The 22,403-nt window shown below is 71.2% G+C and carries 21 protein-coding genes; 5 read left to right on the top strand and 16 right to left on the bottom strand.

Annotation, left to right across the window (positions count from 1 at the left end; all coding sequences use genetic code 11):
• Positions 1-48 precede the first annotated feature (48 nt).
• The gene (locus tag AB0C96_RS15365) at positions 49-1,158 is read left to right on the top strand and encodes a DUF5937 family protein (protein ID WP_362917523.1); all 1,110 of its coding nucleotides are present in this window, start codon (positions 49-51) and stop codon (positions 1,156-1,158) included.
• Positions 1,159-1,234: 76 nt separating this feature from the next.
• Here AB0C96_RS15365 and AB0C96_RS15370 read toward each other — a convergent pair whose 3' ends face one another.
• The 3 genes from AB0C96_RS15370 to AB0C96_RS15380 all read right to left on the bottom strand — a co-directional run bounded on the left by AB0C96_RS15370 (position 1,235) and on the right by AB0C96_RS15380 (position 4,280).
• Positions 1,235-1,945, bottom strand: coding sequence for a glycoside hydrolase family 75 protein (locus tag AB0C96_RS15370; RefSeq protein ID WP_362917525.1), 711 nt, complete (start codon positions 1,943-1,945; stop codon positions 1,235-1,237).
• 204 nt (positions 1,946-2,149) lie between these two features.
• Positions 2,150-2,833 (bottom strand): response regulator transcription factor, encoded by a 684-nt coding sequence (locus AB0C96_RS15375; protein ID WP_362917527.1) that lies wholly within the window; start codon positions 2,831-2,833, stop codon positions 2,150-2,152.
• Between the two features lie 238 nt (positions 2,834-3,071).
• A complete protein-coding gene (locus AB0C96_RS15380) occupies positions 3,072-4,280 on the bottom strand; it encodes a sensor histidine kinase (protein ID WP_362917529.1) in 1,209 nt (402 codons plus the stop codon).
• A 219-nt stretch (positions 4,281-4,499) separates the two neighbouring features.
• Between AB0C96_RS15380 and AB0C96_RS15385 the strand changes: the two genes are divergently transcribed.
• Both AB0C96_RS15385 and AB0C96_RS15390 read left to right on the top strand, forming a co-directional pair.
• Positions 4,500-5,537, top strand: a complete 1,038-nt coding sequence (locus AB0C96_RS15385; protein WP_362917530.1) for an SAM-dependent methyltransferase — start codon at positions 4,500-4,502, stop codon at positions 5,535-5,537.
• 33 nt (positions 5,538-5,570) lie between these two features.
• The gene (locus tag AB0C96_RS15390) at positions 5,571-6,713 is read left to right on the top strand and encodes an NADH-quinone oxidoreductase subunit D (protein WP_362917531.1); all 1,143 of its coding nucleotides are present in this window, start codon (positions 5,571-5,573) and stop codon (positions 6,711-6,713) included.
• 188 nt (positions 6,714-6,901) lie between these two features.
• Here the strand turns inward: AB0C96_RS15390 and AB0C96_RS15395 are convergent, their stop codons facing one another.
• The 4 genes from AB0C96_RS15395 to AB0C96_RS15410 all read right to left on the bottom strand — a co-directional run bounded on the left by AB0C96_RS15395 (position 6,902) and on the right by AB0C96_RS15410 (position 10,627).
• Positions 6,902-7,984, bottom strand: a complete 1,083-nt coding sequence (locus AB0C96_RS15395; protein ID WP_362917713.1) for a hypothetical protein — start codon at positions 7,982-7,984, stop codon at positions 6,902-6,904.
• Positions 7,985-8,174: 190 nt separating this feature from the next.
• Positions 8,175-9,140, bottom strand: coding sequence for an ABC transporter substrate-binding protein (locus AB0C96_RS15400; protein WP_362917532.1), 966 nt, complete (start codon positions 9,138-9,140; stop codon positions 8,175-8,177).
• Between the two features lie 12 nt (positions 9,141-9,152).
• A complete protein-coding gene (locus tag AB0C96_RS15405; RefSeq protein ID WP_362917534.1) occupies positions 9,153-9,893 on the bottom strand; it encodes an ABC transporter permease in 741 nt (246 codons plus the stop codon).
• A complete protein-coding gene (locus AB0C96_RS15410; RefSeq protein ID WP_362917536.1) occupies positions 9,893-10,627 on the bottom strand; it encodes an ABC transporter permease in 735 nt (244 codons plus the stop codon). The genes AB0C96_RS15405 and AB0C96_RS15410 overlap by 1 nt, the downstream gene beginning before the upstream one ends.
• Before the next feature lie 251 nt (positions 10,628-10,878).
• Here AB0C96_RS15410 and AB0C96_RS15415 point away from each other — a divergent pair, with 251 nt between their 5' ends.
• On the top strand, positions 10,879-12,099 hold the full coding sequence (locus AB0C96_RS15415) for a betaine/proline/choline family ABC transporter ATP-binding protein (RefSeq protein ID WP_362917538.1): 1,221 nt from the start codon (positions 10,879-10,881) through the stop codon (positions 12,097-12,099).
• Between the two features lie 55 nt (positions 12,100-12,154).
• Here AB0C96_RS15415 and AB0C96_RS15420 read toward each other — a convergent pair whose 3' ends face one another.
• The 6 genes from AB0C96_RS15420 to AB0C96_RS15445 all read right to left on the bottom strand — a co-directional run bounded on the left by AB0C96_RS15420 (position 12,155) and on the right by AB0C96_RS15445 (position 17,515).
• The gene (locus tag AB0C96_RS15420) at positions 12,155-12,643 is read right to left on the bottom strand and encodes a DUF3180 domain-containing protein (RefSeq protein WP_362917540.1); all 489 of its coding nucleotides are present in this window, start codon (positions 12,641-12,643) and stop codon (positions 12,155-12,157) included.
• Positions 12,644-12,765: 122 nt separating this feature from the next.
• Positions 12,766-13,362, bottom strand: coding sequence for a 2-amino-4-hydroxy-6-hydroxymethyldihydropteridine diphosphokinase (gene folK, locus AB0C96_RS15425; RefSeq protein ID WP_362917541.1), 597 nt, complete (start codon positions 13,360-13,362; stop codon positions 12,766-12,768).
• Positions 13,346-13,720: a dihydroneopterin aldolase gene (folB, locus tag AB0C96_RS15430; RefSeq protein ID WP_030414985.1), complete on the bottom strand. Its 375-nt coding sequence runs from the start codon at positions 13,718-13,720 to the stop codon at positions 13,346-13,348. The genes folK and folB overlap by 17 nt, the downstream gene beginning before the upstream one ends.
• A 406-nt stretch (positions 13,721-14,126) precedes the next feature.
• Positions 14,127-14,597: a nuclear transport factor 2 family protein gene (locus tag AB0C96_RS15435; RefSeq protein WP_362917543.1), complete on the bottom strand. Its 471-nt coding sequence runs from the start codon at positions 14,595-14,597 to the stop codon at positions 14,127-14,129.
• Between the two features lie 5 nt (positions 14,598-14,602).
• Positions 14,603-15,541 (bottom strand): dihydropteroate synthase, encoded by a 939-nt coding sequence (folP, locus tag AB0C96_RS15440; RefSeq protein ID WP_362917545.1) that lies wholly within the window; start codon positions 15,539-15,541, stop codon positions 14,603-14,605.
• A 126-nt stretch (positions 15,542-15,667) separates the two neighbouring features.
• Positions 15,668-17,515 carry a phosphatidylglycerol lysyltransferase domain-containing protein gene (locus AB0C96_RS15445; protein ID WP_362917547.1) on the bottom strand — a complete coding sequence of 616 codons (1,848 nt, stop codon included), beginning with the start codon at positions 17,513-17,515 and terminating at the stop codon, positions 15,668-15,670.
• A 141-nt stretch (positions 17,516-17,656) separates the two neighbouring features.
• Between AB0C96_RS15445 and AB0C96_RS15450 the strand changes: the two genes are divergently transcribed.
• Complete coding sequence (locus tag AB0C96_RS15450; RefSeq protein WP_362917549.1) at positions 17,657-18,772, top strand: alpha/beta hydrolase-fold protein; 1,116 nt, start codon at positions 17,657-17,659, stop codon at positions 18,770-18,772.
• Between the two features lie 49 nt (positions 18,773-18,821).
• On the opposite strand, the gene folE is transcribed toward AB0C96_RS15450, so the two are convergent.
• The 3 genes from folE to hpt all read right to left on the bottom strand — a co-directional run bounded on the left by folE (position 18,822) and on the right by hpt (position 22,335).
• A complete protein-coding gene (gene folE, locus AB0C96_RS15455) occupies positions 18,822-19,427 on the bottom strand; it encodes a GTP cyclohydrolase I FolE (RefSeq protein WP_362917550.1) in 606 nt (201 codons plus the stop codon).
• A 119-nt stretch (positions 19,428-19,546) separates the two neighbouring features.
• Entirely contained in the window at positions 19,547-21,559 is a 2,013-nt protein-coding gene (gene ftsH / locus AB0C96_RS15460) for an ATP-dependent zinc metalloprotease FtsH (RefSeq protein WP_362917552.1), read from the bottom strand.
• A gap of 236 nt (positions 21,560-21,795) precedes the next feature.
• Positions 21,796-22,335 (bottom strand): hypoxanthine phosphoribosyltransferase, encoded by a 540-nt coding sequence (gene hpt / locus AB0C96_RS15465; protein ID WP_066933977.1) that lies wholly within the window; start codon positions 22,333-22,335, stop codon positions 21,796-21,798.
• Positions 22,336-22,403: the final 68 nt, after the last annotated feature.

Genomic DNA, 22,403 nt, shown 5'->3' on the forward strand with positions numbered 1-22,403 from the left:
CCGTCAATCGACGACCGTGCAGGTCACGGGCTCACGCATGATGTATCCATGGCCAACGTCATCGACATCACCGGGCTGCCGCCGGAGCGCATCGTCTTCGCGCCCTCCCCTCTGGCGGAGCTGGGTGCCGCGCTGCATGCGCTGTCCGAACCGGGGCACCACCCCGGGCTGCACGGCTGGGTCACCGCCACCAACGCGGCGTTGAAGACCGACCTCGCCGACCGGCTGTGCGAGGCGGACTTCCTGTGGCGGTCCTCCCGTTCGGACATCCTGCTGCCGGCCCGCCCCGGGGCGACGTTGGCCGAGGAGCTGGACGAGCTGGACGCGATCGACGACGAGCGGTTCGTGGCGGCGGCGTTCGAGATCTCCTGCTCGGCGACGTACACGCAGCCGACTCCGTCGCCCCTCGTCGACGCCGGTGAGCGGGCCCGGGTGCGGGAGATGGCCGCGGCGCGCGGCCCCCGGCAGGCGGCGTTCACCGACCGGATGCTCACCGACCCCGACGGCCTGCGGGTTTGGCTACGCCGACTGTTCGAGGACTGCGAGGAGGCGTTCTTCGGCGACATCTGGCGTCGGGTGGGCATCCAACTCGCGGCCGACGCCCGGCACAAGACCGAGCTGCTGCGGCGCAAGGGCCTGGCCGAGACGCTGTCCGCGACGTCGAGCGCGTTGTCGTTGGAGGACGCACAGGACGGCAGTGGCGGTACCCGCATCCTGGTCGACAAGCTGGCCCGGGGACGTACCACGGCGTTCGCGAGCCCCGGGGATCCGGGCGTGACGTTCCTGCCCACGTCGTTCGGCTGGCCGCACCTGGTGTTCAGTCACGCTCCGGGCTGGCGGCCGGCGCTCCAGTACCCGGTCGCCAGCCCGGAATTGTCGGCGCCGGCCGCGTTGGAGCTCGTCCAGCAGCGGCTGGAGGCGCTGGGTCACCCGATGCGGATGCAGTTGTGCCGCACGCTGGCGCGGGGGCCGCATACGACGGGGGAACTGGCGAACGCGTACGGCATCACGGCGCCGGAGGTGTCGCGGCACGTGGCGACGTTGAAGAAGGCCGGGCTGATCCAGACCCGGCGCCGTGGCCGCTATGTGCTGCACCAGCTGGACCTCCAGATGGTGGCCCGGCTGGGCAGCGACTTCCTTGAGGGCGTGCTGCGTTGAGCGAACCGTTGCCCTGACGGTGTGCGGTGCGCGGTGCCGGTGAGCGGTGTGCAGTGCGCGGTGTCGGTGCGCGGTCTCAGTTGTCCCGCAGGAACTTCTTCGCGAGGGCGTCGCCTCGGCTGACCGCGTCGGAGTGGCTCTCTATCGGCGTGGCCCGGGAGTTGGTGAAGAGGAGGTAGGTGACGCCGGTATCGGCGCCGCCGGTCTCCGGGTCGGGGTCGATGCCCAGGCCCTTGGCGGCCGCGTAGGACGCCTCGCCGATGATCTTCTGCGGGCCGGTGTCGCCGACCACCGCGTACTCGACCTGGTTGCGGTAGATGATCGCGACCACGCCGCCGCCCTTGATGCCGGCGGACGCGTAGTTCCAGATGCTGCTGGAGCTGGGCACGACCACGTACGGCAGCCTCTCGGCGTTCAGGGGCTTGCCGTCGGACTGGTGGAAGGCGGTGTCGTCCTGGTACCAGGGGTCGGTGTCGGCGTTGCACTTCGACGTGGTCTGGCCGTCGCAGTCGACGTCCATGTCGGCCTTCCAGAAGACCGCACCGTTCTTGCCGCAGACGGGGACGGTGGCCGCGGTCTCCTCGTCCGTGCGGTACTTGCCGTGGGAGAGCTGCGCACAGTCCGTGAGCTTGGCCAGTAAGTCGGCCGCGCTGACCGTGCCCTCCTGGAGGCCGGCGCCTTTGGCGGCGGGCCGGGCGGTGATGGGCTGGGCGGTGGCGGGGAGGGCGGCCGCGGCGAGCAGGGCGGCACCGGAGGCGGTGGCGAGAGCGAGCGTTCTTCTGCGCACGAGGGAACCCTTCTGTTAGGAAAGTTTCCTTACCGCGCGCCAATCTGCTCCTCCTTACATGTGCGCGTCAACCCTCCCGCGGCACCCGCGACACACCCCTGGGCCTTGCGCCGGGCCTTCTCTCAGCCTCCCCTGGGCCTCCCCTGGGCCTTCCCGAGTCCTTCCCCGGACCTTCCGCCGGGCCGTCCCTTGGCCCTTCCGCGGCTACGCCCCCGCGCCCCCGGCCCGCACCAGCCCCGTCTCGTAGGCCAGCACCACCGCCTGGACCCGGTCCCGCAGGCTCAGCTTGGTGAGGATGCGGCCCACATGGGTCTTCACCGTGGCCTCGGACAGCACCAGCCGGGCCGCGATCTCACCGTTCGACAGGCCCTGGGCGACGAGCAGCAGCACCTCCCGCTCGCGGTCCGTCAGCCGGTCCAGCTCGGGGTGGGCCGGCGAGGCGGAGGTGGCGGGCAGCATCGGCGTGAAGCGGTCGAGGAGGCGGCGGGTCGTGGACGGCGCGACGACCGCGTCACCGCTCTCCACCGCCCGGATCGCGGTGAGCAGCTCCGCGGGCGGCACGTCCTTGAGCATGAAGCCGCTGGCGCCGGCCTTCAGCGCCGAGAAGGCGTACTCGTCCAGGTCGAAGGTGGTCAGGATGAGGACCTTCGGGGCGTCCTCGCGCTGCCCGCCCTCGCAGATCCGGCGGGTGGCCTCCACCCCGTCCAGGTGCGGCATACGGACGTCCATCAGGATCACGTCGACCTTGGTGGAGCGCAGTACCTCCAGGGCCTCCAGGCCGTTGCCGGCCTCCGCGACGACCTCCATGTCCGGCTGTGCCGCCAGCACCATCCGGAAGCCGGTGCGCAACAGCACCTGGTCGTCGACGAGCATCACGCGGATGGTCATGGCAGGGGGATCCCTTCAGGCAGGAGGTGGCACGGAGCCGGGGGACAGGACGACGCCCCGGTACGGGACGACGACGCGGGGCGGAACAAGGATGCGGGACGGAACGACGACGCGGCGCAGAACGACGACGCGGGACGGAACGACGATGCGGGGCAGGACGAGATCATGATGCGGAACGAGGACATGATGCGGGGCAACGGCACGTTGCCGGGCGGAGGCATGCGACGGAAACCGGTCCTCACTGGGTCGGCTTGAGCGGCAGTACGGCGCTGACCCGGAAGCCGCCGCCCGGCCGCGGGCCCGCGGTCAGGCTGCCGCCGACCATGCCGACCCGTTCGCGCATCCCGATCAGCCCGTGGCCCAGGCCGTCGGCCCCGCCCTCTTCGTAGAGCTCGTGCTGCGCACCGCGCCCGTCGTCCTCGACGAGCAGATCGAGGTCGTCGTCCTTGTAGGCGAGGCGGACGGTCGCCGCGACATCGGGACCGCCGTGCTTACGGGTGTTGGTGAGCGCTTCCTGGACGATGCGGTACGCGGTGAGTTCGACGCTGCTGGGCAGCGGGCGCGGCTCGCCCGCCACCTCGAAGTCGACCGGCAGTCCCGCGCCGCGCACCTGGTCCATGAGCTCGTTGAGCTGCTCGACACCGGGCTGGGGGACGTACTCGCCGCCCTCGGGCTGTTCGCCGGTGCGCAGCACGCCCAGCAGGCGGCGCATTTCGGCCAGCGCCTGGCGTCCGGTGCCGGAGATCGTCTCCAGGGCCTGCCGGGCCTGTTCGGGCGCGGCGTCCAGGACGTAGGCGGCGCCGTCGGCCTGGACGACCATCACCGAGACGTTGTGGGCGACCACGTCGTGGAGTTCGCGGGCGATCCGGGCGCGCTCGGCGGCGACCGCGATCCGGGACTGTGTCTCGCGCTCCTTCTCCAGCCGGGCGGCCTTCTCCTCCAGCTGCGCCCAGTAGGCGCGACGGGTGCGCACGGAGTCGCCGAGGACCCAGGCGAGGACGAAGGGCACGGTGAGCAGGATGGTGAAGAACGGCATCTCCCACACCGGCCGGCCGGTGGGCGCCTCCGAGAAGCGCCACACGGACAGGGCGGGGCCGACGATGGCGCCGGCCAGGGCGCAGCGGGAGGCCCAGCGGGGGGTGGAGGTGCCGGAGGCGACGGTGTAGGCGATCACCAACATCGCGAAGTCGCCCGGATTGGACGGGATGTTGAAGATCAGTTGACCGGTGCCGATGACCGCCGTCAGCAGGAGCATCGGCACGGGAGCCCTGCGGCGCAGCGCTACGACCAGACAGAGGCCGATCGTGAAGATCGTCGCGGTGATCTGCTGGAGGCTCCCTTCCTCCTCCGCCACGACCCACAGGCCGGTGAACCCGAGGAGGAGGAGGGCCCAGAACGTGTCCACCCCCGTCGGGTGCCTGCGGAGGAAGTCGTAGAGGCGCTGCACGTAACCCAGCGTAGGCAGGACTGATAGGTGTACGGGTCAACCGGAGGAGCGATCCTGTGCAGCCGGCCTACTCCCCAAGGTGGAGACCCTATGCGCCAAATGTGTCGGAGCACGGGACGTCCTGCGCAGTCCGTCGGGAGCCGGCCCGGTCGCCCGCCCGTCCCAGGGGGCGGGCGACGCCCGTACCGTGGCGCGGACCACGCCCGTACCGTTGGGCGGGTGACGAACGAGTGGCGCGGCTGGCGGGATGCGACGGAGCGGGCGCTGTACGGCCCGGACGAGGGCTTCTACACCCGGCCCGGCGGCCCCGGCCCGGCCGGCCACTTCCGCACCTCCGTGCATGTCTCCCCGTTGTACGCGGGCGCCGTCGCCACCCTCCTGTGCCGCGTCGACGCGGCCCTCGGCCATCCGGGCGAGCTGGCGCTGATCGACATGGGCGCGGGCCGCGGCGAGCTGCTGACCGGGGTGCTTGCCGCGCTGCCCGAGGAGGTCGTGGCGCGGCTGCGCCCGTGCGCCGTCGAACGCGCGGCACGCCCCGAGGGCCTCGATCCGCGGATCGACTGGCGGGCGGAGCTGCCCGCCGAGGGCTCGGCCACCGGGCTGCTGTTCGCGAACGAGTGGCTCGACAACGTGCCGGTGGACGTCGTGGAGACGGATGCGGACGGGGTGCCGCGCCGGGTGCTGGTGCGCGACGACGGTGCCGAGCGGCTGGGCGATCCGGTCGACGGCGCGGACGCGGAGTGGCTGCGCCGGTGGTGGTCGCCGCCGCTGTCCTCGGACGCGGCCGGGCAGGCCCCGCCCCCGGGGCTGCGCGCCGAGATCGGCCGACCCCGGGACGAGGCCTGGGCGCGGGCCGTCCGCACGCTGCGCGCCGGGCTCGCCGTCGCCGCCGACTACGCGCACGAAGGGGGCCGTCGTCCGCCCTTCGGCACGCTCACGGGTTTCCGTGACGGCCGCGAGGTGCACCCGGTCCCGGACGGCAGCTGCGACATCACGGCGCATGTGGCGCTGGACGCCTGCGCCGGCCCGTCGGCACGGCGACTGACCCAGCGGGCGGCGCTGCACGCCCTGGGGGTGAGCGGCCGCCGTCCACCGCTCGCGCTGGCCGCCGGCGACCCGGCCGGGTACCTGCGGGCGTTGGGCACGGCGGGTGCGGCGGCGGAGCTGACCGACCCGGCGGGTCTGGGCGGCTTCGGGTGGCTGCTGGAGCCGGTGGGCGGGGCGTGTGCGGGGCTGCTCAAGGAGTGGGACGCCTGAGGGCCGGGGACGGCGTGCTGCGAGACTGTTCCCATGACGGAGACGACGGTCGGCATCGGCGGCGCGGCGGAGAGCACCGACATGGTGCTGAACATCGGCCCCCAGCACCCCTCGACGCACGGTGTGCTGCGGCTGCGCCTCGTCCTGGACGGCGAGCGCATCCAGCACGCCGAACCGGTGATCGGCTATATGCACCGTGGCGCCGAGAAGCTCTTCGAGGCGCGCGACTACCGCCAGATCATCATGCTCGCCAACCGGCACGACTGGCTGTCGGCGTTCTCCAACGAGCTGGGTGTGGTGCTGGCCGTCGAGCGGATGCTGGGCATGGAGGTGCCCGAGCGCGCGGTGTGGACGCGGACCCTGCTGGCCGAGCTGAACCGCGTACTGAACCACCTGATGTTCCTCGGCTCGTACCCGCTGGAGCTGGGCGGGATCACCCCGGTGTTCTACGCGTTCCGTGAGCGCGAAGAGCTCCAGACGGTCATGGAGGAAGTCTCCGGCGGCCGGATGCACTACATGTTCAACCGGGTCGGTGGGCTGAAGGAGGACCTGCCGGCCGGCTGGCTCGACCGGGCGCGGCAGGCCGTCGCCGATGTGCGCTCCCGTATCGACGTCTTCGACGACCTGGTCCTGGGCAACGAGATCTTCCGCGGCCGCACCCGTGGGGTCGGCGTACTGGCGCCGGAGACGGTGCATGCGTACGGCGTCTCGGGGCCGATCGCCCGGGCCTCCGGCGTGGACTTCGACCTGCGGCGCGACGAGCCGTACCTGGCGTACGGGGAGCTGGGGTCCACGCTGAAGGTCGTCACCCGGGAGGAGGGCGACTGCCTGGCCCGCTTCGAGTGCCTGCTGGAGCAGAGCCACAATGCGCTCGATCTCGCCGACGCCTGTCTGGACCGGATCGCGGAGCTGCCGCCGGGGCCGATCAACCAGCGGCTGCCCAAGGTGCTGAAGGCGCCCGAGGGCACGACGTACGCCTGGACCGAGAACCCGCTGGGCATCAACGGCTACTACCTCGTCTCCAAGGGCGACAAGACGCCCTACCGCCTCAAGCTGCGCTCGGCGTCGTACAACAACATCCAGGCGCTGGTCGAGCTGCTGCCGGGCACGTTGGTGGCCGACATGGTCGCCATCCTGGGGTCGATGTTCTTCGTGGTGGGAGACATCGACAAGTAGGGCCAAGTAAGGCCAGGTACGGCCAGGTAGGGCGCGGCCCCGTCCCGACCCTCTCCCCTTCCTTGTCCACACCCTGTGGACGGCCGAACGACGTGTGGCCCCGGAGCCGGTGAGGGCTCCGGGGCCACACGGTCACGGACCAGGGTCACGGACCAGGCGGTCGGCGCGCCGGGTGGCGGCCGGCCGGGTCAGGAGATGGCGCTGCGCAGTGCGCCGAGGTCGAGCTGTTCGGTCTCGTCGTGCGCGGTCAGGTCGATGACCTCACCGACACCGTCGGCGGTACCGACACCGTCAGTGGTTCCGACGCCGTCAGTGGTTCCGACGCCGTCGGGGGTCGCGCCGTCGGCCACCGGCGCGTCGGTCCGCTCGCCGTCGGCCGCGGCGTCCTTCGCGGACGGCTGCGCACCGGCCTCGGCGCGCGCCGACTGCTCGGCGACCGCCTCGTCGCCCACGACGTCCGCCAGATCGTCCTGGAGCGGTGCGGTCAGCTGACGGGGGCGGCGGGCGGCGGCGTTGCCGAAGAAGTCGAAGCCGCCCAGCTCGCGGGACGGGGTGGGCCGGGACGGTGCGACGGCGGCGGCCGGGACCGGGCGGAGCGCGGGTCCGGCGGCGGTGGCCGTACGGGCGTGCGGTGCGTCGCCCGTGCGCTCGGCGGCGGCCGCCTGGGGATTCCCCCGGCCGTTGTCACCGTCCCGGTCGCCCCGTGCGGTGTCCGCGGCGTCCTGGCCGGTGTGCGCCGCGGTCTGCTGGGCGGCGCGCTGCCGGGCGGCGCTACGGGCCAGCTGACGGAGCGCCTGATCGGCCTGTGCGTAGCTGGCGGCCGGGGCCGAGCGGGCCGGAGTCGCGGCGGGTTCGCGGCGGGCCGGGGTGGTCTCCCCCGCCCCGGCGGGCCGGCGGGCGGCGGGCACCTCGGCGACGGCCGGCAGCGCCTTGGCCGGAGTGGCGGCCTCCAGGGCGAGCAGCCGGCGGCCCTCCAGGGCGCTGGCCCGCTCCGTCTCGGCGGTGGCGTACCGACGGAGCAGATCGGCGTGCTCGCTGCGCAACCGGGCCAATTCGGCGCGCTTGGCCCGCAGTTTGGCATCCAGGGCGGAGCGGATCTCGCGGGACTCCTCGACGTCCGTTTCGAGCTCGGCTATCCGCTCCTCGGTGCGCCACTCGTCGCGCACCCGGGCGCGGGTGAGTTCGGCGACCCGTCGGCCGGCCTTGCGGTCCCACGCGCGCAGAAGGACGGCGCCGGCGAGCGCGGCGGCGGCTGCGCCCGCGGCGAGCACCCGCTGCACCACATCGTCGCCGACGAACCACGCACCCGCGGCGCAGGTTATTGACGCACCGGCGACCGTCACGGGAGGAAGCAGCCGGTGGAGGGGTGGGGAATGGCGGTGGCGTCCTCGTGGCATGGCCAGAAACTTACCGTGCGTGCGGGACCTATGGGGCCCCGCACGCCAATCCGTTTCACGCTGGTTACTTCTGGACCAAACCCTTGGCCTCCAAATAAGCCTGCGCGACATCCGCGGGCTTGAGTCGCTCGGCATCGACCTTGCGGTTCAAGTTGATCAAGTCTTCGGTCGTCAGCGTACGCGTCAGCTTCCCGAGCGCGGTCTCGATCTCCTTGTCGCCGGCGGACTTGGCATTCACCACCGGCAGCACATTGTCGGCGTTCTGAAGCTTCTTGTCGTCCTTCAGGAGCACCAGCCCGAAGTTGTCGAGGGTGGCGTCCGTGGTCGTGGTCAGCACCAGCTGGTCGGTGCCGTCCTTGACCGCCTGCTTGGCCTGCGGGGTGCCGACCCCCTTGGGGTCCAGGCCGGTGATGTCGATGCCGTACGTCTTCTCCAGGCCCGGCTTGCAGAACACCCGGGTCTCGCACTCCTCACCGGAGGCGAGTTTGACCTTCTGCTTCGATTTACCGAGGTCGGAGAGGGTCTTGAGGTGGCGTTCGGCGGCGAATTCCTTACTGACCGCGAAGGCGTTCTGGTCCGTCGCCGCACCCGCCGGCAGCACCTTGAGTCCGCGCGGCCCGGCGAGCTTCTTCAGGGCCGCCACCGTCTTGTCGATGTCGCTGGAGGCGACCGGCTCGGCCTTGCTGCCGTTCTTCTTCGCGTTGAGGAATTCGGCGAGCGTGGAGGCGTATTCCGGAACCACATCGATCTGGCCCTTCTCCAGGGCCGGTTCATACAGCTCGCGATTGGCGAGCGTCTGTACCCGGGGGCGGTAACCCGCATCGGCGAGGAGCCGGGAATAGATCTCGGCGAGCACCTTCGACTCGGTGAAACCGGCCGAGCCGATGACGATCTCGCCCTTGCCCCCCTTGCCGTTGGCGCCGCCCTTCTCCTCCAGGCTCTGGCCACCGCACGCGGCCAGCCCGGCCGCCAGCGCGACCGCGGTGCCCGCGACGAGCGCGGTGCGGGCCGCGCGTGACTTGCTGCTCATGGATGCCACCATTCAGTCCGTTCGGATCAGGTCGGGTACGGTCCGGGCCGCTCGGGCCCGTCGGGTCGGGGAGGTCGATGCGGCGCGCCGTCGCCCCCGCATCGGGTCCAGCAGCCGCTCCGCGAGGACGAGGACGCCCTCCACGGCCAGCGCGAGCACGGCCACCAGCAGGGCGCCCGCGACGACCTGCGCGGTGTCGTAGTTGCCGAAGCCCGCGGTGATGATCCGGCCCAGGCCCCCGCCGCCGGCCAGCGCGGCCAACGTCGCGGTCGCCACCACCTGGACCGCGGCCGACCGCAGGCCCGTCATGATCAGGGGATAGGCGAGCGGCAGCTCGACCCGCAGCAGGAGTTGCGGACCCGACATGCCCATCCCGCGGGCCGCCTCGACCACGTCGCGGTCCGCCTCTCGCATGCCCAGATAGGCGTTGGTCAGCAGCGGCGGCACCGCGAACAGCACCAGCGCGATGATCGTCGGCCAGTCGCCGTGCCGCCCCAGCGGGCTGAGCGTCAGCAGCACCAGGACCGCATAGGTCGGCACCGCGCGGCCCACGTTGGAGAGGTTCACCGCCAGCGCCCCGCCCTTGCCCAGGTGCCCCAGCCACAGCGCCACCGGCAGGGCTGTCAGGGCGGCGAGGACCAGGCAGAGCGCGCTGAGCCACAGATGCTCGACGAGGCGGTGCCACACCCCCTTCTCCCCGGCCCAGTTGGCGGCCGTCGTCAGCCACTGCCAGGCGCCTGTGACCGCCCCCATCAACCCACCGCCTTCACCGTACGGGCGCCGCGCCGGGCTCGGGCCCCGGCCTTCTTCGGCGTGCGCGTCCAGGGAGTCAGCAGCCGCTGAAGGCCCATCAGCAGCAGGTCGGCCACCAACGCCAGCAGCACGCACAGCACCGACGCGGTCAGCACCTCCGCCTTGAAGTAGCCCTCCATCCCGCTGGCTATGAGATTGCCCAGGCCGCCGTAGCCGACGACCGAGCCGATGGTGGTCATCGCGACCGTCGAGACCGTGGCGATCCGCAGTCCGGCCACCAACGCCGGCAGCGCGAGCGGGAGTTCCACCTCGAACAGCAGCCGCGCGGAGCCGTACCCCATCCCGCGGGCGGCCTCCCGCACCTCGGCGGGCACCGCTTGCAGGCCGGCGAGGGCGTTGCGCACCAGGATCGTCAGCGAATACAGCACCAGGCCCGTGACGACCACCGCCGCCGAGACCCCGAACACCGGGGTCAGCAGGGCGAACATGGCCAGCGAGGGGACCGTGTAGAGCACCGTCGTCAGCCCCAGCACCGGACCGGCGGCGCGCCGCCAGCGCCGGGCCACCAGCGCCAGCGGCACGGCGATCAGCAGGCCGATCAGCACCGACACGGCGGTGATGCCGATGTGCTGGACCGTCGCGTCCACCAACTCCTGGCTTCGGGTGCGCAGATACTCACCGCAGATCCAGTCGTTGCGCTCCAGACAGCTCGGTCCGGCGGCCGTGCCGCTCATCCCGGAACCTCGCCGTGCCCGGCCTCGTTCGCGCGCGGCGCGCACGCTTCGACGGTGCGCTCACTGCGTTCGCTCAAGGCTCGTCACCTCCCCCGCCCTCTCGATCACTCCTCCGGCGACCGTCTGCGACCCTAAACCCCACCACTGACAATCGGCCCGGTCCGGCAGCTCACCAGCTACATCGCCATGTACGCGCAACACCACGTTCACGCCCGCCCGGCCACAATGGGCCGTCCACACCTGGGGGAAGAATGATCCGCTTCGAGCACGTCAGCAAGCACTACCCCGACGGCACCACCGCCGTGGACGACCTGACCTTCGAGGTCGCCGAAGGGGAACTCGTCACGCTCGTCGGACCCTCGGGCTGCGGCAAGACCACGACGATGAAGATGGTCAACCGGCTCATCGAGCCCAGCAGCGGGCGGATCCTCCTCGACGGCGAGGACATATCCACCGTCGACCCCGTCCAGCTGCGGCGCCGCATCGGCTACGTCATCCAGCAGGTCGGGCTCTTCCCCCACAAGACCGTCCTGGACAACACCGCCACCGTCCCGCACCTGCTCGGCCGCCCGCGCGGGCAGGCCAGGGCCCGCGCCGCGGAGCTCCTCGACCTGGTCGGCCTGGACCCGTCGACGTACGGCGACCGCTACCCCGACCAGCTCTCCGGCGGGCAGCGCCAGCGCGTCGGCGTGGCCCGCGCGCTCGCCGCCGACCCGCCGGTCCTGCTGATGGACGAGCCGTTCGGCGCGGTCGACCCGGTCGTCCGCGAGCACCTTCAGAACGAGTTCCTCCGGCTCCAGTCCACGCTGCACAAGACGGTCCTCTTCGTCACCCACGACATCGAGGAGGCGGTCCGGCTCGGCGACCGGATCGCCGTCTACGGGGCGGGCCGCATCGAGCAGTTCGACACCCCGGCGACGGTCCTGGGCGCCCCCGCGAACCCGTACACCGCCCGGTTCGTCGGCGCCGACCGGGACCTGAAGCGACTCGCCGTCACCCCGGTCCGGCCCGGCGACCTGGAAGAGCCGCCGGTGGTCCGGCTCGACGACCCGGCGGCCCGTGCCGCCGACCGGCTGACCGCCGACGGCGCGCCCTGGGCGGTCGTCCTGGACGCCGAGGGGGCACCGTACGGCTGGGTGACGGCCCGGGCGCTCACGGGCGGGGAGAACGGCGCCGAGGGCGGCTCGGGGGCCGCTCCGGGCACCGGGCGGCCCACCGCGCAGGGCACGGTCCGGGAGCACGCCCGGCAGATGGCCGCCTGGCTGCCGCTGGGAGCACCGCTCAAGGAGGCGCTCAGCACGATGCTGCGGCACGACGCCGGCTGGATCGCGGTGCGGGACGGCGACCGCCACCTGGGCGTGCTGACACCCGCCGGGCTGCACACCGCACTGCGCCGCGCCACCACCGCGGACGGATCGGAGCTGCCGCGCGGCGCGGCGGCACCCGACGCCGTCCCAGGTGGCGGCGCCTGACCCGGGCCGGAGCGGGGCCGGAGCGGACGGGCGAGCGGACGGGGCGGCGCGGCCGTCAGGCCGCCGCGTCCACCCCGCCGCCCTTGTCCTCGTCGTCGGGCAGCTTGCACACCCGCTCCAGGAAGACCGCCGCGGCCACCACGGCCGCACCGGCGAGCACCGACAGACCGGCGTAGAGCACCTGCTCGCGGCGCGGTGCGACATCGAGCCCGGAGGTCAGCAGGAAGACGCCCACGCCGCCGTACAGCCCGGCCACCGGCGCCGCCACCATGGCGCTCGCCTGGCCGACGACCACCGCACGGACGGCCACCAGCGGATCGACGCCCTTGGCGCCGGGCCGGCGCTCGCGCTGGGCGCGCAGCATCGACCGGAGCGAGAAGGCGGTGGCCGCGAGCACGACGGCGATCAACCCCAGCACGATGGGCGCCGCCTTGGGCACGCTGGGAAGGGTGCCGAACGCGTCCCACAGGCGGGCGCCGCCCCAGGCCAGCACCCCGGCCGCCAGAAACACGCCGACCAGCGCCTTGATGTGTAGCTGCCTCACCGAGCGATCGCCCCTCGCACCGTCATGACCCAAGCTGCCGTCACGACCATCTTGCCGTTGTGGCCGCGCCGTCCGTTCCGTACGGATGCATCCCGCAGGGAACCGACCCGCAACCCTAACGGCTACTCGGGCAGTCGAAGTTCCAGGTCCGCCCGCGGCAGCACGCCGTCGCGGCCGACCGTCGAGAGCAGCGCGGCCACCGCACCGCGCCCGGGGACCTCGGCCTCCGGATCGACGTCGTACCAGGGCGCCAGCACGAACGCCCGCTCGTGGGCGCGCGGATGCGGCAGCGTCAACAGCGGGTCGGCGGAGACGACGTCCTGGTACGCCACGATGTCGACGTCGATGGTGCGCGGCCCCCAGCGCTCGTCGCGGACCCGCTCGAAGGCCTCCTCGATCGCGTGCCCGCGCTCCAGGAGGGAGGACGGCGGCAGCGTCGTCTTGATCAGCACCACGGCGTTGAAGTACGACGGCTGGGTGCCCGGCGCCACGCCCCAGGGCTCGGTCTCGTACACCGGGGAGACCGCTTTGACCCGCAGTCCGGGGGTGTCCTCCAGTGCGTCCACAGCGCCCTGGAGGGTCTCCAGGCGGTTGCCGAGGTTGCTGCCGAGGGAGATCACGGCGCGCTTGGGGTTGGAGAGCGTCACATCGGCGGCGTCCACCTGCTCCACGACGGAGGCGGGCACCGGCTGTACGGTCGGGTCACTGCTGGTGTTCATGTACTCGACTCCGAGTGATGGTGATGGTCACGTCGTCGAAGGGGACGGTGATCGGCGCGTCCGGCTTGTGCACCACCACCTCCACTTCCTGCACGCCCTCGTGCTTGAGGCACTGGTCGGCGATGCGCTCCGCAAGGGTCTCGATGAGGTCGACGGGCTCGCCCTCCACGACGGCCACCACCTCCTCGGCCACGACGCCGTAGTGGACGGTCTTCGCGAGATCGTCGGAGGCTGCCGCCTGGCGGGTGTCCAGACCGAGGACCAGGTCCACGATGAAGGTCTGCCCCTCCTCGCGCTCCCGGGGGAACACCCCGTGGTGGCCCCGGGCCTTCAGGCCACGCAGCGCGACACGATCCACGCGAATCACTCCCACTGGTCCACGGCACCTCTGGCGCCACTGTTCGTCGGTTCCAGGCAGGCGCCAGAGCGATCCGGCGACACTGCCCCGCCATCGAATCTACCTTCGAGCACCGACAGTCCTCGCCCACGGGGGCTATGGACAAGACCCCGCCCCGCTGCTAGGCACGGCAGGCCCAGGCCGGCCGGGAGATCGTCCGCGCGCCTCTTACCCGCCTTCCCCGGCCCCACCCCTCCCCGTACCGCACTTGGCTCGAACGGGTGCGCCCTCGACCGGATGGCTGACGTCCCCGCTGACGCTTTGCGCAGGCCACCACCCCGAGCGCAAGGCCCGGTCGTCATGGCAAGGCTCACACGCCCGCCGCGCCCGGATCCTGAGACGCCGGGCGCGGATGTTCACGGAGCGTTCAGAAGGCGTCCTCCTCGTCCCCGTCCCCGCCGTTCTCGTCCTCCTCGTCCTCACGGTCCGCCAGCACCGGCGACCCGTGGTGCGACCACACCCGCCAGCCGTCCTCGGTGCGCTTGAAGACATTGGTCGCCACGACCAGCTGGCCGATCAGCGGCCCCACCGAGCCGTCGTCCTCGGCGGGCCCACCGCTGAGGATGTTCTCGGTGCAGGTCACCAGCGCGGTGTCCCCGATGACGTCGATCTCCACGTCGGTGAGGAAGAACTGGATGTACTCGGTGTTCGCCATGATCAGGGCGTACGAACGGAGCACCTCGCCGCGCCCGCGCAACACCGGCCACCCGGGGTGGACCACGCTCACCTGACCGTCCAGCCACAGCTCGGACAGCGCCTCGTGATCGCCGCGCTCGATGGTCTCGTACAGGGTCGCGTTCGCCTGCTCGACCAGCTCGATGTCCGTCCGTGGGCCCAAGCCGCTCACACCGTTCCCGTCGTGTTCGCCGTCGTCCCGCTGACCTCGCCGACGCCGGCCGTACCGGCCGCGTCCCCGGTGGCGGCCGTTGCCGCCTCCTCCACGGCACGGGCCACCCGCACCGCATCCGCGCTCGCCCTGACCTCGTGCACCCGCACCGCCCAGGCCCCCTCTCGCGCCACGATCGCCGACACCGCCGCCGTCGCGGCGTCCCGCTCCCGGGCCGGCGGCGGGGCGGCTCCCTCGCCGCCCGCCAGCACCCTGCCCAGGAACCGTTTCCTCGAAGCGGCCACCAGCAGCGGCCGGCCCAGCGCCCGCAGTCGCGGCAGGTGGGCGACGAGCGCGAGATCGTGCCCGGCCTCCTTGGCGAAGCCCAGGCCCGGGTCGATGACGATGCGGTCCGGGTCCACGCCGCCGGCCACCGCGCGCTCCATGGACCGCCCGAGCTCGTCCACGACCTCCGCCACCACGTCCCGGTAGACGGCGCGGTTGTTCATGTCGATCGACTGGCCGCGCCAGTGCATCACCACGAACGGGACCTGGTGGGCGGCGACCGCCGGCAGCATCGCCGGGTCGGCGGCGCCCGCGCTGACGTCGTTGACCAGCCGGGCCCCGGCCTGCACCGCCTGCTCGGCGACGGACGCCCGCATGGTGTCGACGGAGACCAGGACACCGGCCGCGGCCAGCTCCCGTACGACGGGGACGACCCGGCGCAGCTCCTCGGCCTCGTCCACCCGCGCCGCGCCCGGCCGGGTCGACTCGCCGCCCACGTCGACCAGGTCGGCGCCCTGCGCCACGAGGTCCAGACCGTGTTTGACGGCGAGTTCGGTGTCGAACCATTCGCCGCCGTCGGAGAACGAATCGGGCGTCACATTCACGACGCCCATCACCGCGCAGCGGTCCCAGTCCGGCAGTCCGGCCACCCGGCCACGCAAGGTACTCATGGCACCAGCGTAGGCCGTGTGCCGACCGGCCGGATTGCGGCCTTCGCGTGCGGGGAACGGGCCGGCGCCGGCCCGGCCCCAACGGCGCCCGGCCGCCCTGGTGGACGGCCCGCGGCGACGTGGTCGTCAGGCCGCTCGCTCGACCGCGCCGGCGGCCCGTACCGGTGTCTCCGTGTGCGCGCACGGCCGCGGCTCGGTGGTCTTCCGGCTCCGCAGGAAGCGCGGCAGGCTCAGCTCCAGGTAGCCCTCGGCCTGAAGCGCCGCCAGGCCGATGCGCGGGATGTCGCGGCTGTTGCGGAAGACCACGAAGCGGGGCTCCCAGCGCGGCTGGAACTTGTCGTTGAACTTGTAGAGCGACTCGATCTGGTACCAGCGGGACAGGAAGATCAGCGTCGCCCGCCAGAACCGGATGACCGGCCCCGCGCCGAGCTTCTCGCCGCGCTCCAGGGAGGAGCGGAAGACCGCGAAGTTCAGCGACACCTGCTTGATCTTGAGGTCCGGCGCCGCCTGGAGCGCGGCGACGATCAGCAGCTCGTTCATGCCGGGGTCGGCGCTGCGGTCGCGGCGCATCAGCTCCAGGGAGATGCCGTCGTCGCCCCAGGGGACGAAGTGCTGCATCGCCTTCAGGTCCCCGAACGGGCCGGGCTCCTCGCCCTCGCCGGCCGGCAGATGGGCGGTGGCGATCACCGCGTCGCCGTCGGCCACCGCGTCGATCCGGCCGAGCGCCATGGAGAAGCCGCGCTCGGTGTCGGTGTCCCGCCAGGCGTCCGCGGCCTGCTGGATCCGCGCCAGTTCCGCCGGCTCCAGGTCGCGCACCCGGCGCACCCGGGTGTGGTAGCCGTTGCGCTCGATGCGCTTGACCATCTGCCGTACGTTGCGCATCGCGCGCCCGCTGAGGGTGAAGTCGGGCACATCCACGATCGCCTCGTCGCCGAGCTCCAGGGCGTCCATCCCGGTCTCCCGGGTCCACACCTGGCCGCCGGTCTCGCTGCAACCGGTGACCGCCGGCGTCCAGGAGTGCGCCCGGGCCTCCTCCATGAAGCGCTCGATGGCGCCCGGCCAGGCCTCGACGTCGCCTATCGGGTCGCCGCTGGCGAGCATCACGCCGGAGATCACCCGGTAGCAGACCGCGGCCTTGCCGGACGGGGAGAAGACCGCGCCCTTGTCGTGGCGCAGCGCGAAGTAGCCGAGCGAGTCCCGGGCGCCGTGCCTGGCGAGCAGTTCGCGCAGCTGCCGCTCGTCGTCCTCGGTCAGCCGAGCCACCGGGTGCTCGGGGCGGAAGGCGAGGTAGGCGGTGGTGGCGACGGTCAGCAGGCCCAGCGCGCCGAGGGAGTAGCCGACGGTGTAGTCGACGTGGTTGGTGAAGCCGATGGGGCCCTCGAAGCCGAAGAGGCCCCACAGGACGTGTTCGGCGCGCTCCGTGAAGGACGGCGAGCCGACGATCTTGTGGGGGTGGGAGCTGACGATCACCATGCCGATGCCGAAGCTGGCGCCGCCGAGGACCACGAAGTTGGCCACGGCCTTCCAGCGGCTGCGCGGGTCGGGCAGGGCCGCGAACTCCCTCCGGTGCCAGACCAGATACCCCAACAGGGCAAGCGAGAGCGCCGCTCCGAAGACGGAGTGCCGGTACACGAGCTGAGCGGCGATGCCCACCGGCAGCAGCGCCACCGCCGCTACCCAGGCCCGCCGCTTACGCCGTTTGAGGCCGTGGGCCAGCAGGAGCAGCAGGATGCCGACGACAATGGAGGCGGCGGCCGCCAGCGGGCTGACCGCGCCCGGCAGCACCTCGGCCATGGCGTGCACCCGACTGTGCCGGAAGCGCGGGAACACCCCGGCGGCCAGGTTCAGCAGACCGACAATCACGCCGGCCGTTCCGACGATCCCCGGCACCGCCTCGGGCCGCGGGCCGCGGAGCCAGCGTGGCGTTCGCCACGCAACCTTCTCCGACTTTTCGCCATCTAGCCTGTCAGACATCACTTTCCCGTCGCCCCGGTCGAGAGAACGTGCGAGCCTTGTCGCAGCATCTGGACTTTTTGCGCCCTGTATGACGGCGTTTCAGGGCTCGGGGTTCCACTTGCGGTACGGATGGCCCGGCCGCCCGGAAGAAAGCACCTCATGGGTCTCACCAGCAAGAAAGTGCTGCTTCTTGCCGTTCTTGTCGCGGTGGCACTGTTCATCCTGACCATTTGGCTCTGGCCGCGGCTGTCCAAGGGGAACTGGCGCGCCGTCCTCGGACGCGTCGGACTGCTGCTGGCGACCCAGCTCTCGATCTTCGCCGCGATCGGCCTGTTCGCCAACAACTCCTTCGGCTTCTACGCCTCCTGGGCCGACCTGTTCGGCCAGGAGCAGGGGCCGGGCGTGATCACCAACTATCAGACCGGGCCCCACGGCACCAAGTTGCAGATGTTGGGCACCGAGCGGATCAGCGTCCAGGACGGGTCCCGGCCGGCGTCCGCCGGCCGGATCGACAAGGTGCTGATCCAGGGCGAGCATTCCAAGATCGCCAGCCCGGCATTCGTCTATCTGCCGCCGCAGTACTTCCAGAAGAAATACGCGAAGAAGAATTTCCCGGCGGCGCTGGTCCTCACGGGTTACCCCGGCACCGCCGAGGCCCTCTACAAAAAGCTGCACTTCCCGCAGACCCAGCACGAACTGCTCAAAGGGAACAAGATGCGGCCGACCGTTCTGGTGATGATGCGCCCGACGGTCGCCCCGCCCCGCGACACCGAGTGCGTGGACATACCGAACGGCCCGCAGACCGAGACGTTCTTCACCAAGGACCTGCGCGCCGATATCGCCGAGCACTACCGAATAGGACGCCAGGCCAAGAGCTGGGGCGTCATCGGCGACTCCACCGGCGGCTACTGCGCGCTGAAGATGACCATGCGCCACCCGGAGGCGTACTCCAGCGCGGTCGCCCTCTCCGGCTCGTACAAGGCCCCGCTGGACGCCACCACCGGCGACCTCTTCGGCGGGAGCCGGCAGCTACAGCGCGAGAACGACCTGCTGTGGCGCCAGCGCCACCTGCCCGCTCCCCCGGTGAACCTGCTGGTCACCACCAGCAAGCAGGGCGAGGGCAACTACCGCCAGACGCTGCGCTTCATCGAGCAGACGAAGACGCCCAGCCGGATCTCGTCGATCATCCTCGACAGCGGCGGTCACAACTTCAACACCTGGCGCCGCGAGATCCCCGCAGCGCTCCAGTGGCTGGGCGACCACCTGAAGGCCTGACCCGGCCGGGTCCGCCGCGGCGGGAGCTCCCCACCGCGGCGGACGGGCGTCAACGCGCCAGTATCAGACTCATCGCCTCGGCCCGCGTCGCCGCGTCCCGCAGCTGACCGCGGACGGCCGAGGTCGTGGTCTTCGCGCCGGGCTTCCGGACCCCGCGCATTGTCATGCACATGTGCTCGCACTCGATGACGACGATGACCCCGCGCGGCTCCAGGATCTGCATCAGGGAGTCCGCGATCTGCGTGGTCAGCCTCTCCTGCACCTGCGGGCGGCGGGCGAAGACGTCGACCAGCCGGGCCAGCTTGGACAGGCCGGTGATCTTGCCGTCGGTGGACGGGATGTAGCCGACGTGGGCCACCCCCACGAACGGCACCAGGTGATGCTCACAGCTGGAGACCAGCTCGATGTCCTTGACCAGCACCATCTCGTCGTGGCCCAGGTCGAAGGTGGTCGTCAGCACGTCCTCCGGCTTCTGCCACAGGCCGGCGAAGATCTCCTTGTACGCCCGTGCCACACGCGCCGGCGTCTCCAGCAGCCCCTCGCGGTCCGGGTCCTCGCCCACCGCGATCAGCAGCTCGCGGACGGCGTTCTCGGCGCGCTTCTCGTCGAACTCGCCGATCTTGCCGTCGACGTCCAGCGTCACAGGGTCGGTCATGTGGTGCCTCGTTCCTTCTGCGCCCGCGCGGAAACGCGGTGGAATCGCGAAATGCCGCGCCCCCCAGGCTAAACCTGGGGGGCGCGGCATGTATTCCGGGGCCCGGCGGGCCGACGGGATCAGCTATCCGTGCGCGGCTCCTCGGCGGCCTCCGCCTTCTCCGTGGAGACGGTGGTGGCCGTCGTCACCGCGCCGTTGGCCGGAGCCAGCTCCTTGGGCGTCAGCACCGGCGGGCGGCTGGAGGGCGTACGACGCGACGAGCCGGTCCACGCCGGGCGAGCCGGGCGCTTCACCACGTGCTTGAAGAGCTCGGCGATCTCCTCCTTGTTGAGCGTCTCCTTCTCCAGGAGCGTCAGCACGAGGTTGTCGAGGATGTCGCGGTTCTCGACCAGGATCTCCCACGCCTCGTTGTGCGCGGTCTCGATCAGCTTCTTGACTTCCTCGTCGACCAGCGCGGCGACCTCTTCCGAGTAGTCGCGCTGGTGACCCATCTCACGGCCCAGGAAGGGCTCGGAGTTGTCGGTGCCGAACTTGATCGCGCCGAGCCGCTCGGTCATGCCGTACTGCGTGACCATCGCGCGGGCCGTGGCGGTCGCCTTCTCGATGTCGTTCGCGGCGCCCGTGGTCGGGTCGTGGAAGACCAGCTCCTCCGCCGCGCGGCCGCCCAGCATGTACGCCAGCTGGTCCAGCATCTCGTTGCGGGTGGTGGAGTACTTGTCCTCGTCCGGGAGGACCATGGTGTAGCCCAGGGCCCGGCCGCGGGACAGGATCGTGATCTTGTGGACCGGGTCGGAGTTCGGGGAGGCCGCCGCGACCAGGGCGTGTCCGCCCTCGTGGTACGCGGTGATCTTCTTCTCCTTCTCCGACATGATCCGGGTCCGCTTCTGCGGACCAGCCACGACGCGGTCGATCGCCTCGTCCAGGAAGTGGTTGTTGATCAGCTTCTCGTCGCTGCGGGCCGTGAGCAGCGCGGCCTCGTTCAGCACGTTCGACAGATCGGCACCGGTGAAGCCGGGGGTGCGCTTGGCGACGGCCGAGAGGTCGACGTCCGGGGCGACCGGCTTGCCCTTCTGGTGGACCTTGAGGATCTCCAGGCGGCCCTGCAGATCCGGACGGTCGACGGCGATCTGCCGGTCGAAGCGGCCGGGGCGCAGCAGCGCCGGGTCCAGGATGTCCGGACGGTTCGTCGCGGCGATCAGGATCACACCGCCCTTGACGTCGAAGCCGTCCATCTCGACCAGCAGCTGGTTGAGGGTCTGCTCGCGCTCGTCGTGACCGCCGCCCAGGCCGGCACCGCGGTGCCGACCGACCGCGTCGATCTCGTCGACGAAGACGATCGCCGGGGCGTTCGCCTTGGCCTGCTCGAACAGGTCACGGACCCGGGAGGCACCCACACCGACGAACATCTCGACGAAGTCGGAGCCGGAGATCGAGTAGAACGGGACGCCCGCCTCGCCGGCGACGGCGCGCGCGAGCAGCGTCTTGCCCGTTCCGGGCGGGCCGTACAGCAGCACGCCCTTGGGAATCTTGGCGCCGACCGCCTGGAACTTCGCCGGCTCCTGGAGGAACTCCTTGATCTCATGGAGCTCCTCGACCGCCTCGTCCGACCCCGCCACGTCCGCGAAGGTCGTCTTGGGGGTGTCCTTGGTGATCAGCTTCGCCTTCGACTTCCCGAAGTTCATCACCCGGGAGCCGCCGCCCTGCACCTGGTTCATCACGAACAGGATGCCGATCGGCAGGAGGATGAAGGGGAGCAGCGAGATCAGCACGCTGACGAAGGGGTTCTGCTTCGACGGGGAGACGGTGTACCCGTCCTTGATCTCGCCGGTCTGGTACTTGGCCTGTAGGTTCTTCGCCAGATCGACGCCCTGGTCGCCGATGTAGCTCGCCTGGATCTTGTTGGAGCCGTCGACCTTGTTGGAGCCGGAAAGCTCGACCTTGATCTTGTTCTCGTCACCGGTCGTCAGCTCGGCGGACTTCACCTTGTTGTCAGCGATCGCCTTGACGACCTGACCGGTGTCCACCGTCTTGTAGCCGCCGGACGAGCCGACGACCTGCATCAACACGACCACGGCGAGGACGGCCAGCACGATCCACATGACCGGCCCACGGAAGTATCGCTTCACGTCCATCCATACGGAGCCGTTTGAGGCCCCGTCCCTCCTGCCACAGTGAGGCACAACGCCCTCGGGAGGGTCGGTCGTGCGTACGGTGTATTACTGGCCCGAAAACGAACTGCCTTCGGACGGTACCCCAGCATTGTCACCCGGCGCCTGCGCCGACAGTGAACATGCAGCCGAGGATTTCCGCTCTCCCTGCTCCAACGGCGGGAAGCCCGGAAGGGTTCCCGCCGGTTCACAGAGCCTTCTCAGCCGCCGTAGACCTGCGGCGCGAGGGTGCCGACGAACGGCAGATTGCGGTACTTCTCGGCGAAGTCGAGGCCGTACCCCACGACGAACTCGTTGGGGATGTCGAAGCCGATCCACTTCACGTCGATGGCGACCTTGGCCGCGTCCGGCTTGCGCAGCAGCGTGCACACCTCCAGCGAGGCCGGCTCGCGCGAGCCGAGGTTCGACAGCAGCCACGACAGCGTCAGGCCGGAGTCGATGATGTCCTCGACGATCAGGACGTGCTTGCCCTTGATGTCGGTGTCCAGGTCCTTGAGGATGCGGACCACACCGGAGGACTGGGTGCCCGCGCCGTAGGAGGACACGGCCATCCAGTCCATCGTGACGGGGGTGGACAGCGCACGCGCCAGGTCCGCCATCACCATCACGGCGCCCTTGAGGACACCGACGATGAGCAGGTCCTTGCCCGCGTACTCCGCGTCGATCTTCGCGGCCAGCTCGGCCAGCTTCGCGTCGATCTCTTCTTTGGTGATGAGTACCGACTGAAGGTCGGCGCCCATGTCCTTGTCGTCCACCCGTGCCACTCTCGCTCGGTTCGGTGTTCACGTCAGTCGTGAGACTTCACATG

It is taken from the genome of Streptomyces sp. NPDC048506 (genome assembly GCF_040651315.1).
Taxonomy (GTDB): Bacteria; Actinomycetota; Actinomycetes; order Streptomycetales; family Streptomycetaceae; genus Streptomyces.